Raw genomic sequence first — 13,037 nt, 5'->3', positions numbered from 1 at the left:
AATATAGATATATACAACGAAGAGAGAACAAAAATGTCTATCCTTAGTTGGGACGATTTTGAAGATGATTCGCAAAAACCGGCTGCACCTGAACACAAGTCTGCGGCCATCCAACCGGAAAAAACGCCAGATTCGCAGAATGTATCTACTGCGCAGCCATCATCGCCGAGCGTGGCAGCTCCACAATCCGCTGGAACCCATTCCGTGCGACCAACAGTTGCCTCCGATACAATGGCTAGAGCCTCTGCAGCCTTAGAACATTTAGACGTTGCTCCTGGCCTTGAAGAGCTAGAAATGGGCGCGCAACGCGTTCAGGTTGACGACAAAGCCATGATTAACTGTCGCGCTGACTTGAACCAGCTTGTTCCATTTAAATACGAATGGGCTTGGCAGAAGTATCTTGACGGGTGTGCAAACCACTGGATGCCACAAGAAGTTAACATGAACCATGACATCGCGCTTTGGAAGTCTGAAAATGGCTTAACCGAAGATGAGCGTACTATTGTTATGCGTTCTTTAGGTTTCTTCTCGACTGCGGACTCTTTGGTTGCAAACAACCTAGTATTGGCGATTTACCGTCACATTACTAACCCTGAATGCCGTCAGTACATCTTGCGTCAAGCGTTTGAAGAAGCAATTCACACTCACGCTTACCAATACTGTATCGAATCTTTAGGTATGGACGAAGGCGAAGTCTTCAACATGTACCGCGAGATTCCATCTGTTGCACGTAAAGCATCTTGGGGTCTTAAGTACACTCAATCTTTAAGTGACCCTACTTTCCACACTGGTACTCCTGAGAACGACCAACGTTTACTTCGTAACTTGATCGCATTCTACTGTGTACTTGAAGGTATCTTCTTCTACTGTGGCTTTACTCAAATCTTGAGTATGGGCCGTCGTAACAAGATGAACGGTGTTGCTGAACAGTTCCAATACATCTTGCGTGATGAGTCTATGCACTTGAACTTTGGTATCGACATGATTAACCAAATCAAGATTGAGAACCCTCACCTTTGGACTGCCGAGTTCCAACAAGAAGTGATTCAAATGATTCTTGAAGGTACTATGCTTGAAATCGAATATGCACGTGACACAATGCCACGCGGTGTATTGGGTATGAATGCAAGCATGATGGAAGAATACTTGAAATTCATCTGTAACCGTCGTTTATCTCAGTTAGGTTTACCAGAGCAATTTGCTGGTGTAACCAATCCATTTGCGTGGATGTCTGAGATGATGGACTTACGTAAAGAGAAGAACTTCTTTGAAACTCGCGTAACTGACTACCAAACTGGTGGTGCGTTAAGCTGGTAAGTTTCGACTTAGTTAATTAAGAAAAAACCGCTATCTATTAGCGGTTTTTTCTTGGCTTGTATTTATTAAACTTTTTTCAAGATGCTAAGTCTTGATCATATATATGCAGAATTTCAGCAATCTTATTAAATTGCCAGCTTCTATATGTATTCCTTACCACGTTTTCACTCAAATTAATTTTAAATGAGTTTAATGAAAACTTTACTGATTCTATAGTTACTTTTTTCAGAATCCACTATCACTCTATTAAATTTTATAAATTGATATTAATTGATTTTATTCCACTACAGATATCAATGTATTGATTAATATTTTCTATCAAGCAGTATATGTATTTCATCCTTCATTATTAAAAAATAAAATAAATTCAAGAGTAAAATTATTAATATCTAAATCAATTAGTTTAGGTACCCATAATAATGGATCTATACTGTTAAAGCGTATTTAACAATAATCGATATTCCAGATAGCAGTACAATAAAATTAATAATTTTCAAGAATTGCTGCTTAGACAATTTGAGTGTAATTCGCTTGCCAATAAATGCACCTATCAACATCGATGGGATAAACAGAAGTGCAAGTGACAATAAGTTATCAGAAAAATACACACCTGCTGTAGTAAATAGAATGACTCGAAAAACCGTACTGCATCCAATTAATGTTGTTTGAGTGACACGGATTTTTTCTGGAGTTTCGATTCGCCCATTGAGGTAAATTGCATATAAAAACCCACCGCTACCAAACATAGCCCCTAAGAAACCACCAGATAAGCCAAAAGGAAAAACAAATTTTTTCTCTAGTTTTTTCTGTGGCTTAAAACCACTTAATGAGTAAATCGCATATAAAAGAGTAAATATACCAAATGCTAGCAGTGCGTAACTTGCATTAACTCTCATCAGCAGTATAAAGCCAAGAAAACTACCGACAAACATAAGTGGTATTAGAAATTTTAATTCAGAAAAGTCTGCCTTCTTACCATCTTTAATGACATTTGAAATGGCAGCGAACATATCTAGTAAAGCTAATAGTGGAATAATTTGTGAGAGAGGCAAAAAGTTAAGTAATACAGGACTCGCAATTAATGCAGTTCCAAAACCCACCATTCCAAAAATAATATAAGAGCATACTATTGTTATTAACATTATTGAAAGTTGCAGTACTGAAAAATCTTCTAAAAGATACATTTAAAATTCCATTTTTGATTTTTAACCAAGCCAAACTACACTAAAATATAAATTATCACATAAATATTAGATAATTTTATCAAACATTAAAATATTTAATACTCATTTTTTTTGATTATTTCTTTGTTATAAAAATTTCGCTGTAAAAAATAAATTTCATTATAAAAGGATAATTCAAGAATGAACTCTAAAGTAATCATCAATGGAAATGTTGATTGTAAAGAAACGATTAGTGCTGAGTTAGATGAATTCATTACTAAAATGGATGATCATGAAATTTTCCAAAACAATTATTTCAAGCATTTGACTTCTACTTCATGGACGCCAGAATCATATATCTTATTTCGTGACAATTTCTTCTATCGTACTGAGCTAACCGTAAAAGGGATTGCTCATGTATGTTCGCGATCTGCTTTTGAAAATGATATGGACACTCTAGTGCTATTCACTCACATCTTAAGTGAAGAAACTGGTATGGGTGAAAAAGCCAAATGCCATGAAATCTTTATGGAGAATGCGCTGAATGTATTTGGCGCCGCAGAATACAATCTTCCAGAGATGAAGGTTCAACAGGCTAAGAATAGTGATCGAATCATCGCAGAGACATTGCAGTATCGAGATACTATCCAAGGTTTGATTACGGGTAGTTATCCTCGCATGTTGGGGGCAGTCATGGCCCTAGAAAACCATGCTGATAAGATGCTTACCGTATTCCGTGAAGCATTCCGATTCAATAACAAAAACCTTGATCCAAGTGAATTCATTAAGAAAGTTGAGGTCTATTTCAACGCCCATATCGAAAATGGCGTCGAAGATCGTCATGCTCAAGATGCTAAACAGTGTGTACATAACAACTGTAATAACCAAGAAGACCTTGATGAGATTAAGTTTGGTGCAAATGAAACATTGAAAGCCCAGCTTAAGATGTGGAATGCAATGTTTGATCAAGCTGTATCACTTTAATTAAAACGGATTTTGAGATTTCATAATGCAAAACTTAGGTATTTCACAAGCAGCCTTGAATTTACGTGAATCAATTACACACGGAACTAAGGCAAAAATTTTAGAGTTAAATAAAAAGTCTAGCGCAGATGATCAGGTCATTGATTTAAGTATTGGTACTTTGGATGAAAAAACAAATAGCGGCATTGATGATGCAGTTAAGAGTTATATTTCAAATAATGCTGCAATTATCCATGAGTTTGCCCCAGTTAAAGGCTTCCCTTTCTTACGAAAGGCTATTGCTGAGCGTGTGAAGCGTTTACGAGACATCAGCTTCAATCCAGATACTGAAATCATGGTCACTCCTGGCGGTATTAAAGGTGCTATCACCGTGGTATTTCATACACTTCTAAATCCAGATGATGAAGTGATTTACCCAGTACCAAACTGGCCTCATTACGCAGACATGATTGAATTGCACTTAGGTAAAGCTAAACCAATCTATGTCAAAGACTTTTATAACCAAGCGATTGATGTAGTTGAGTTAGAAAAAACCATTACTGATAAGACCAAAATTATCATTCTTGGTGACTGCCTAAACCCTTCTGGCAAAATTTATACTCGTGATGAATTAGAGTCGATTTCGAAGGTAATTTTGACTGCCAATGCCGAACGTTTATCAAAAGGTCTAAGTCCAATCTATGTGCTTTTTGATTGTCCGTATGAATCACATATTTTGAATACTAAACCAGCAAACATTTCAAATATTACCCAGCAGTTTAAAGACCAAACACACTCTATGTGGGACTACACCATTTATATCACTGGTCCCGGTAAAACCTATGGAATGCACGGCGACCGATCTGGATATATTTGTGCTTCGGATAAACTGATTAAAGTTATGGAAAAAGTACAGGTGAATTTAAACTCATTTGCTTCGACTTATGCCCAAATTGCGACACATGAAGCAATGCAAGAATACATGGATGACGTTGCAAAGAAACGTGCGGTAGTTGCCAGACAGAACATGCAGACATTCATTGAAGACTTGAAAAGCTGCACTGGTTTAGAAGTGACTGAGCCTGAAGGTGGATTTTTCTTATTCTTGGACTTGTCAAAGTATGGCGACAAAATCCAAAAGCTAGGATTTGATTCAGCCGATCAATATCTTTTGGAAACAGCAAAAGTTGCTTCTATTGGAGGCATGCATTTTGGTGAAAACATCGATAGCCTCCGACATTACATTCGCATGAATTGTGGACGTGATCCAGTGACTCTAAAGGCAGCCGCAGCACGTATTAAAGAAGCCCTTCAGAAATTGAACTAACTCATATTATTCAGGAAGTTAATTTTTAACTTCCTGAATTTACATTTTTATGGACGATATTACTTTGAAAAAGTTCTGTATCATTGGAATGGGATTCTCAGGTACGTGTACCTTCATCAGCTTTGTAAAAAAATTACTAAATCAAGAGATTAATCATAAGTCATGCTCTATTACTCTTGTTGAAATGCGTGAATCTCTTGGACATGGGAATCCATACGACAAAGATGAATTATTGGCTGGCCATTTGTGTAATAACCCTGCCCATTCAATGTCGCTTTGGGATAACGACTTTGTGGATTGGATGGCAGAAAATAAAAACCATCTGATGACTCATTACCCCCACCTAGTTTATAAGAAATCTTTGGCTGGTGAATCGGAAGTCTTCCCCGATCCTAACGCTTTTTATCCTAGAGCTTTGTTTGGTATCTATCTCAATGATAGATTCAAGAAATACCTAGAATTAGCCAAATTAAATCGTATAAAAGTTGAAGTTTACAATGGCTATGAAGCTATCGATGGCTACGAGGCTAAAGGCGGTTATAATTTAGTTATTAAGAATCAAAACTCAAACCGAACCATTGAATTAAAAGGGTTTTCTAAGCTGTTACTCACTCTCGGACACTGGACTGCAAGTCGTTTAGACTCCGAAAAAAGTTTATTCGTAAAACCCTACCCTTTTCAAAAAGTCTTAATCAGACTTAATGACATTATAAGACAAGATCATAAGCCAAATGTTCTTGTTCGCGGTATGGGGCCTAGTGGTGTTGATACCGTCATCACTCTATTTAGCGAAGGATCGTTTGTAAATGAAAATGGAGCCTTCTCAAGCTATCAGAAGGCCGTGACAGATGAAAACTTCAAAGCCTATGTTGTCAGTCGTTCAGGATACTTCCCTGCAGTACGAGGCAATAAACCTAACTATGACTTTAAGTATTTCACTCATGAATCTTTCCCTGAGTTGCAGCAGCACTTAAATCAGGTTTTATCACTAGATGATATTCTTCATCTGCTTGATCTTGAGCTTAAAAATGCAACGAACGGTGAAGTGTCATTCAATGATTTGTGCAACTTGAAATTTGCCAATGCTTATGAAAAGTTGAAATATGATCTGGAACACCAAGAGCTTAATGACTTAATTAATATGATCATTCTTAAAGTACGAAGAATGAAGTTTTACCGCTATTTAAGCAGTCATGATAAAAAACGCTATGACCAAGAATTTGATCACTTATTCATTCGCCTTGCCGTACCAATCCCACTGGAAAATGCACAAAAGCTGAAATGCCTATTTGAAGCTGGTCTACTTCAATCACTCAAACTTGGCTATAACAGTAAACCTCTAAAAATAATGGATAGCCATGTACAGCTCACTGATGATCTAGGGCATTCATTTGATTTTGATCTTGTGGTGAATACGATCAGTCAAGATTTTGATATCTATAAACATCCCTCAGCATTGGTTAAATCATTGTTAGAGCAAAAGAATATTGTCCCGAATATGGAGGATGAATATAACACTGGAGGTTTAATGCTGGATGGCTTCGAGACCTACAAACTGATGGAAAACCGTAGAGGGACTATAAAACCCTCGGAGTATTTTTACTCTTTTGGTGTGCTTACCCGATACTGGCAGAATGAACGTAACTTTTCCAAAGCGATTGTTGATGCGGCTGATTCTGTCTCGACTGATTGGGTTGAATTGTTTCAAAAGCATTTCAGTGAACCCATATTTACGCCAGAACAACTTTATAAAATTAGTTAATCGGACAAGGAAAATGATCAATGGAAATGCATCAGTTTTGTTATGACCGCGATATTAGGATAGTGCTGTGCAATTTAAAAGATAGCCTGTTTCCGTTTCATAAGCATACTCATATCCCCGATCTTGTGTACTGCTCAAAAGGTGCTATTCAGGTTGAGTTACCAGATTTGCAGCAGAAATATATTGTTAATCAGGGTGACTTTTTTCAAATTCCCCCCAATGTTAGACACAGATTTGCAAATAAAGATATTGAGGTTGAAAGCCGTTATATCATTCTTCAAATTGGAGAATTTAGTATTGAATTTTTTAAAAATATTGAAGAAATAGAACCACTACTTGCCAATATTGAACCTAAAACTCGACTGAGTTCAGATATTTTTATTAAGGACTATAACGCTGACATTCAATATATTATTGAAGACTTTAAAAACAATAGAAAAAAGGAAATTAGTAACGAGGAACAAGCCGACATAATTCAAGCATTAGAAGTATTTTTGCAGAATGGATATAAGTCAAAATTTCCAGAAAAATCGTACTTTTTTGCTTAATCCAACTGCGTGTTAGTCATGCAAAGCATCGTTATATATTCAAGCAGGCTCCTGAAGTTCCTTGTTATAACTTATGCTTTGCATTTCCTGTAATCGTGAATACGTTCTTTGAAATTCAAATTTAAGCCTCTCGCCTTTATATAATTGATTTAATGGTTGTGAAGCAGCAAAGTATAGTTTGATTTTTTGATCATAAAGTTCATCAATCAAATAAATAAAACGTCTCACGGTATCATAAATTCTATCTGTTAAATCACCAATTCCACTGATGAGCACATAGTCATATTGTGTTGCTATCTCAATGTAATCAGCTGGGCTTCTGGCTTCTCGACAAAGGTTTTCAAAGTCAAACCAAATCACATTCTTATAGCAAGATTTAACCTCGACTGATCTATGGTTGATCATGATGCTCGTCTTGAGTTCTTTCTGGTTATTTGTAAGCTGCTGGTAAACCGAATGAAGCCATTGTTCTGATTCTTGATTTAATGGAAATCTATAGAAATGGTCATTGGCGTTGCTTTCTTTGATGGTTCTATAATCGAGTTGATTACCGATTTTCAAGACTGTGCAATTCTTATTGATATGATCTATGGTCTCTAAAAATCTATCACGATTTAAACCATCTTTATAAAGATCTTCCGGGTCAATATTCGAGGTAGCAACCAATATCACTTTCTTTGAAAATAGCAGATTAAATAGATTTGAAAGTATCATTGCGTCGGCAACATTTGATACAAAAAACTCATCAAAGCAAATGAGCTTATAGTTGCTTGCTATGTCATTAGCAATCAGCTTTAAAGGATCTTTATTTCCCCGATAGGCAATAAGCTGCTTGTGAACATCTTTTAGGAAATGATGAAAATGCACTCTCATTTTCTTTTTAAAATTAAGAGAGTTATAGAATAAATCCATAATCCATGTCTTGCCTGTTCCTACACTTCCCCACATATATAGACCTTTAATCTGGGGACTAAAGAAATGACTAGACTGGTTTTCAATTTTATTCCAAATCTCATTTAATGTTTCAATAGCTTGTCGCTGAGACGGATCTGCAAGAACAACGCCATTATCAATCATAGAGTTGTATATCTCGAGTGGACTTTGACCCTCATGCTTAAGCATCTTCATTCCCTACGGTAGCCAAGATTGTTGTTGAGTGCTTAATAATAATATCATTCATTATTGAAACTGCTGGAGAAAGATAAGAAAGCTGATGCCAGTATAATGGAATCTTAATCCTATATTCCTTTGAAATTTCCTTTATGCCCTGATTCGATAAATCCTGATTTATCTTGCATATAGGCATTATTCCGTAGCCCATATCACAAGCAAGCCCAGAAATATAAGAGTCAGTTGAAGGAATAATATGAAAAGGAATCATTGATTTTTTGAGTCCGAAGTTAGATTCTAAAAAATCGAAATATATTCTTTCATTTTCATTAAATAAAACTAAAGGAGCTAAACGCAGACTTTCTCTATTAATTCCATTTTTAAACCATTTATTAATAAAATTCTCTGAGGCAACTAGGCAATAAACCATATTACCTAAATATACACTTGTACACCCTCTGATTATCTCAGATTCGGAAGTAATGCAGGCCTGAACCTCTCCTCTTTTTAAGAGTTCAATGGTATTACAAAGCGTATCAATCTTTACGTCTATTGTAATAGCCTCAGACAGACAGTACTTGGCTAATATAGGGAAAAGTAATGACTCAAATGTACCGATACTCGCAGCAATGGGTAATGGCTTAAATTTATTATTATTGACTGATTTTAAAAAAACATTCTCTAATAAAGACACTCGCTGAAGATAAGCAAATAACTCAGCTCCAAATGGTGTTGGTTTACATGGTCTTTCTCTCACTAATAATACATTTCCTAATCTCTCCTCTAATAATCGAACTCTTTGAGAAATCGCTGACTGAGATACACATAATTTTTTACCAGCTTTTTCGAAACTTCCTGTTTCAACAACGGCCGAAAAGGCGTCGCATTTAGTTTTGTCTAGCATTTTTAAATGTTATCTATATTAATTAAAGTTATATTTCTTAATGATAGTAATGGGTATGGCAATACGAAATACTACAATTGTATTACTTCTGCTAAATAATCATTATTTATTTTAATTAAATGAGTAACACACATGCAATTAATTAGTAAAACTAATAAAACCCTAATTAAATTCAATATTAATTAAAATGCAGTACCTAACTCCCAAACTGGTAGTGCGTTAAGCTGGTAAGTTTAAGTATTATCGAAGAAAAGTGACAATTGAAATTATTTCAAACAAAAGCCATCTCAGTGGGCAGAATGAGTAGTTGAAGCTGGCTTTGTTTCAGTAATATTTACAAGATAAACTTACTGCAAGCTCAACAAATGAGTTTGCAGTAAGTCTAAAAATAAAATAGCAGCCCTCTTTTACATCTACCTTTCAACTCAACAGGAAAGCAAAGCCACTTTTAAATAAAAATTAGTTTTCTTTCTTATACTTAATTAGTTTTAAAAGTAATATTAAAGCAACTACCATTAGCCAGATTAAAATTAAATACCTCATCAATAAGGTGGGGAACATAACCCAAATCCACCAAGAAGCAACCTCTTCGTCACTTGTTGAAAAATTAATTACTCTCCCCTTTTCATTTTCAAAACGAACACTACTAGCTACAATTTTATTACCATCAAGAAATATTGAAGGATAAGGAAAAAAACTTCCTTCTAATTTAAGCAATCTTCTAGGTTTATATAAATCACAAAATGAACCATTTTCATTTCTAAAATATGCACAATTAATAACAAAATTTTTATTATCTCTGTTTACGACTAACGACCTTATACGTCTATCTTTAAAATGAAATTCAGGCTCATAAACAACGAAACTCTCTTTTCTAGGTGTAAAAACTATACTCGGGTTAAGAGCACAAAGCAGTACTATCACACAGAAACTTAAGGAAAGGACAAGAACAAAATTTTTATAAATATACGAATATAATGAAAAAAATGGCTCAACCACTTCCCTAGAGATCCACATTTTAAGTTTATAAATCACAACTATCCCCACTATAAAACAATAGTAAAAAAGCCAGGGACTAATAAAACACCTGTACTAAAAGTACTGACACATACAAGAAAATTTACGATCCATATTCTTTCTTGCTTTACATAATTTTTTAATAGTTTTGCTAAGATAAATAGCAAAAAAACTACAAGAATATCTGTCGTAATAAAAATTAGCTTTTATTTTAATTTTGAATTCAAAAAGAAATTTTAAGTTAAACCGAGTTATATCTCACTCAAGTTATACAGAGTAATTTTAGTCAAAATGATTGGCGGGAGCTATCAAAACTTCTCATAAAAAGCTGACTCATGTCAAAAAAAGAATTTTTCTTTTTTATGGTAAATAGAAATTTTAAGAATTTGATTTAAATCAATTTTTTAAATATAATTTTCAAATCACGCCCATTATGTTAAGTGGAGTCGTTTTTTTGATTGAATAATATATCAGCTATATATTTAATCAGTCTCTTGTTGAAGTACCTGATCATCATTCTAGTAATTTCATAAACATTAGAACTGTTCAAATTTTAACTTTTGCAAGAAGCCTAAAGTTATGCAAGAAAACAATACATTTTTGATAAATTTCAAAGGGGATAACATGTCACACCAATCAGATTATTCAATTTCATTATTTACTGATAAAAATCGAGAAAATTTACACAAAAAATTTAATATCAGCATTCATAATGACCAAATTAGGGGCGAAATAAAATATGCATATAGTAAAATAACAAAAGAAGATAACATCAACCTTGGTCTTATTAAATTTATTACAGAAGATTTAAGTACAAAAAAGTGTGATGATTTAATACGTGAAATTTTTTATTGTAAAGATTTCAAAGATATCCAAATTACAAAAATTAGTGACTTATTAGAAAAAGGAAAAATTGATAATAGTGATCCTGATTTTGAGTTTATTTATCCTGAACAATTTAAAATATACAATCATATAAAAATTGAATCAAAACAAAATCTAGCTCTACTTGGAGACCAATTAGACATATTAATACTTGAACTAAAGAAAGATTGGATAAAGAGTGATTATCGCTTTGAAGAAGATATAAAAGAAAAACTCTCTCTAGATTTTGAACAAGAAAATAATTTTGATTATGGCTACTGTGAAAGCGAACTAGTTTTATTTGATATACTAGCTTTTATTAAATATGCAATTTCATATATTAAGAACAACCCTAATGCAGAAATGTACTATACACAGGAAACATATAAGGAATTTGATTACTCAAGCGAAGCATATAAAATTGTAGAGAAACAATTGAGCTAAAGAATGATGCTTAAATTTTCTTAAAATTAACATAATACGGCATTATGCGAAATGTAATTTTTATCTGATATAAATCATAGTCTTTTTTTTTAAAAAGCCCGACTCATAGTACTTGGGCTTTTTTAATGATTTTTCACCTTTCAGGATTACTTATTGATCAACTCTCAACAATTTCATGTAATCTCTATTAGTCTAAAGCTGATACATATCTAATCTAAATCCTTCATATGTCGTAAGAGTTACTAAACTTTTGAATTGCTAAAATAGAAAATGACAATTTATATGTCAAATGACAAACAGAAACCATGGCTTATGTCCGCTAGCTCAAATCCAAATACCCAAATACAGCTTTTTCAACTCGCTGCTGTAAGTGATTTAAATCACTTTCCCTTGCTATACCTGCTGCGTTAATCATTCCCTTGCTTAAAGCAATCACATCTTGTGCAGCTATTTGCGCATGTGAAATGCCAGAACGTATAAACAGACCAGAAATTATGGTTTCAAGCTCATGCTGATGCTCACTTTCCTCTATGTCTTTACCAATAAGTTCAGAGGCAAACTCTAGTGTTCGTGCCAACTGTGGGCGGCTCAATTGATGTTGTACAGCAGCCTGAATGATGAGTTTTAATTTTTCTTTTAAGTCTGCGGTGTCATTTTGCTCTATAGCTTCAACAATATGACTTGAAAGCTCAGCCCGTTCACGTCGAATTAACTCAACGATTAAAGCATCTTTAGATGGAAAGTATTGATATAGGCTACCAATGCTTACACCAGCAAGTTCAGCCACAGCATTTGTGTTAAATCCAGCAAAGCCTAAAGACTCTAAAATACGAGCAGCCGCCTCTAAAATAGCTTCAAAAGTTGCCACTGAGCGTGCTTGACGCGGGCGTTTGCGTGGGTCTGAGAGTGTTTCTGACATGGGCCGAAATACGAGTATTTAATGTGAGTAATCACTCATATACTGACTGAGTCATGTTGATATGACAAGTAAATGCAGTCTTTTCAATTGAGCTATAACTCGGCCCAGTCATGGAGTAGTTATGTCTAGAACCTATACTTTTTTTATTCATTTAAGAGCTTTGCCTGCTTGGTTGGCGTTACCTCGTGAAAAGCGGGCTGAGTTTAGTGCACAGAAGCTTAAACCTATTTTTGAGAAGTACCCAACTGTAAAAGTTCGCTGGTATGACGTTGAAGCGTTTAGCACTAAAGCCAGTGATATTGCTGTGTTTGAGACGACATCTCTGCAAGATTATTATTTTGTGATTGATGCGATTCGAGACTCTGAGTTTTGTACAGTGCCCTACTTTGAGTTTGTAGAGATTATTCCTGCAATTGAAGATGGGTATGTGGAGTATGAGAAATCTTTATAGAGGTGGTGAATTTTTTCCATATAAACAACCAATTAAGAAATTAACTCTTTAATAAGTTTAATTATATAATCTTAATAAAATTTTCTATTATAGTAGTTTTATTATACTTATTAATATCTAAGACTTTTTCACCCCTAAGAATAGACTGATATTTTAATTATTAAGAATAAAAAACAAATTAAATAAAATATTTTAGAAAAATTTAAATAAAAAGCATAATAAAAATCTAAACGACATATTGTGTCGCA

General features: G+C 34.3%; 12 protein-coding genes. 7 read left to right on the top strand and 5 right to left on the bottom strand.

The window, feature by feature from the left end:
- Window positions 1–33: 33 nt before the first annotated feature.
- On the top strand, window positions 34–1,317 hold the full coding sequence (locus tag ACLCEG_RS16365) for a ribonucleotide-diphosphate reductase subunit beta (protein WP_004703550.1): 1,284 nt from the start codon (window positions 34–36) through the stop codon (window positions 1,315–1,317).
- Window positions 1,318–1,742: 425 nt separating this feature from the next.
- Here ACLCEG_RS16365 and ACLCEG_RS16360 read toward each other — a convergent pair whose 3' ends face one another.
- The gene (locus tag ACLCEG_RS16360; RefSeq protein WP_004703552.1) at window positions 1,743–2,501 is read right to left on the bottom strand and encodes a sulfite exporter TauE/SafE family protein; all 759 of its coding nucleotides are present in this window, start codon (window positions 2,499–2,501) and stop codon (window positions 1,743–1,745) included.
- Window positions 2,502–2,681: 180 nt separating this feature from the next.
- On the opposite strand from ACLCEG_RS16360, the gene ACLCEG_RS16355 reads away from it, so the two are divergent.
- The 4 genes from ACLCEG_RS16355 to ACLCEG_RS16340 are packed head-to-tail and all read left to right on the top strand — an operon-like array spanning window position 2,682 to window position 7,080.
- Window positions 2,682–3,464, top strand: a complete 783-nt coding sequence (locus ACLCEG_RS16355) for an iron-containing redox enzyme family protein (protein WP_004703554.1) — start codon at window positions 2,682–2,684, stop codon at window positions 3,462–3,464.
- Between the two features lie 25 nt (window positions 3,465–3,489).
- Window positions 3,490–4,770, top strand: coding sequence for a pyridoxal phosphate-dependent aminotransferase (locus tag ACLCEG_RS16350; protein WP_151741362.1), 1,281 nt, complete (start codon window positions 3,490–3,492; stop codon window positions 4,768–4,770).
- 49 nt (window positions 4,771–4,819) lie between these two features.
- Window positions 4,820–6,532 (top strand): FAD/NAD(P)-binding protein, encoded by a 1,713-nt coding sequence (locus ACLCEG_RS16345; RefSeq protein ID WP_410568360.1) that lies wholly within the window; start codon window positions 4,820–4,822, stop codon window positions 6,530–6,532.
- A gap of 20 nt (window positions 6,533–6,552) precedes the next feature.
- Window positions 6,553–7,080 carry a cupin domain-containing protein gene (locus tag ACLCEG_RS16340; protein WP_151741364.1) on the top strand — a complete coding sequence of 176 codons (528 nt, stop codon included), beginning with the start codon at window positions 6,553–6,555 and terminating at the stop codon, window positions 7,078–7,080.
- 39 nt (window positions 7,081–7,119) lie between these two features.
- Here ACLCEG_RS16340 and zapE read toward each other — a convergent pair whose 3' ends face one another.
- From zapE to ACLCEG_RS16325, 3 genes are all read right to left on the bottom strand, one after another.
- Window positions 7,120–8,202, bottom strand: a complete 1,083-nt coding sequence (gene zapE / locus ACLCEG_RS16335; RefSeq protein WP_077163841.1) for a cell division protein ZapE — start codon at window positions 8,200–8,202, stop codon at window positions 7,120–7,122.
- Window positions 8,195–9,094: an ArgP/LysG family DNA-binding transcriptional regulator gene (locus ACLCEG_RS16330; RefSeq protein WP_410568357.1), complete on the bottom strand. Its 900-nt coding sequence runs from the start codon at window positions 9,092–9,094 to the stop codon at window positions 8,195–8,197. The genes zapE and ACLCEG_RS16330 overlap by 8 nt, the downstream gene beginning before the upstream one ends.
- 459 nt (window positions 9,095–9,553) lie before the next feature.
- Entirely contained in the window at window positions 9,554–10,129 is a 576-nt protein-coding gene (locus tag ACLCEG_RS16325; RefSeq protein ID WP_410568355.1) for a hypothetical protein, read from the bottom strand.
- 606 nt (window positions 10,130–10,735) lie between these two features.
- Here ACLCEG_RS16325 and ACLCEG_RS16320 point away from each other — a divergent pair.
- Window positions 10,736–11,419: a hypothetical protein gene (locus tag ACLCEG_RS16320; RefSeq protein ID WP_410568353.1), complete on the top strand. Its 684-nt coding sequence runs from the start codon at window positions 10,736–10,738 to the stop codon at window positions 11,417–11,419.
- A 319-nt stretch (window positions 11,420–11,738) separates the two neighbouring features.
- On the opposite strand, the gene ACLCEG_RS16315 is transcribed toward ACLCEG_RS16320, so the two are convergent.
- The gene (locus tag ACLCEG_RS16315; RefSeq protein WP_410568351.1) at window positions 11,739–12,338 is read right to left on the bottom strand and encodes a TetR/AcrR family transcriptional regulator; all 600 of its coding nucleotides are present in this window, start codon (window positions 12,336–12,338) and stop codon (window positions 11,739–11,741) included.
- Between the two features lie 121 nt (window positions 12,339–12,459).
- Between ACLCEG_RS16315 and ACLCEG_RS16310 the strand changes: the two genes are divergently transcribed.
- Window positions 12,460–12,789, top strand: coding sequence for a darcynin family protein (locus ACLCEG_RS16310; RefSeq protein ID WP_410568349.1), 330 nt, complete (start codon window positions 12,460–12,462; stop codon window positions 12,787–12,789).
- Window positions 12,790–13,037 lie beyond the last annotated feature (248 nt).

This window comes from Acinetobacter sp. H1(2024) (genome assembly GCF_046557555.1).
Classification (GTDB): domain Bacteria; phylum Pseudomonadota; class Gammaproteobacteria; order Pseudomonadales; family Moraxellaceae; genus Acinetobacter; species Acinetobacter seifertii.
Note: the sequence above shows the minus strand (reverse complement) of the source record. Positions and strands in the feature narration are given on the sequence as shown.

Excerpts from the sequence above, each read along its gene's own strand:
- ACLCEG_RS16365 (WP_004703550.1), top strand. The coding sequence starts at position 34 with ATGTCTATCCTTAGTTGGGACGATTTTGAAGATGATTCGCAAAAACCG.
- ACLCEG_RS16360 (WP_004703552.1), bottom strand. The coding sequence starts at position 2,501 with ATGTATCTTTTAGAAGATTTTTCAGTACTGCAACTTTCAATAATGTTA.
- ACLCEG_RS16355 (WP_004703554.1), top strand. The coding sequence starts at position 2,682 with ATGAACTCTAAAGTAATCATCAATGGAAATGTTGATTGTAAAGAAACG.
- ACLCEG_RS16350 (WP_151741362.1), top strand. The coding sequence starts at position 3,490 with ATGCAAAACTTAGGTATTTCACAAGCAGCCTTGAATTTACGTGAATCA.
- ACLCEG_RS16345 (WP_410568360.1), top strand. The coding sequence starts at position 4,820 with ATGGACGATATTACTTTGAAAAAGTTCTGTATCATTGGAATGGGATTC.
- ACLCEG_RS16340 (WP_151741364.1), top strand. The coding sequence starts at position 6,553 with ATGGAAATGCATCAGTTTTGTTATGACCGCGATATTAGGATAGTGCTG.
- zapE (WP_077163841.1), bottom strand. The coding sequence starts at position 8,202 with ATGCTTAAGCATGAGGGTCAAAGTCCACTCGAGATATACAACTCTATG.
- ACLCEG_RS16330 (WP_410568357.1), bottom strand. The coding sequence starts at position 9,094 with ATGCTAGACAAAACTAAATGCGACGCCTTTTCGGCCGTTGTTGAAACA.
- ACLCEG_RS16320 (WP_410568353.1), top strand. The coding sequence starts at position 10,736 with ATGTCACACCAATCAGATTATTCAATTTCATTATTTACTGATAAAAAT.
- ACLCEG_RS16315 (WP_410568351.1), bottom strand. The coding sequence starts at position 12,338 with ATGTCAGAAACACTCTCAGACCCACGCAAACGCCCGCGTCAAGCACGC.
- ACLCEG_RS16310 (WP_410568349.1), top strand. The coding sequence starts at position 12,460 with ATGTCTAGAACCTATACTTTTTTTATTCATTTAAGAGCTTTGCCTGCT.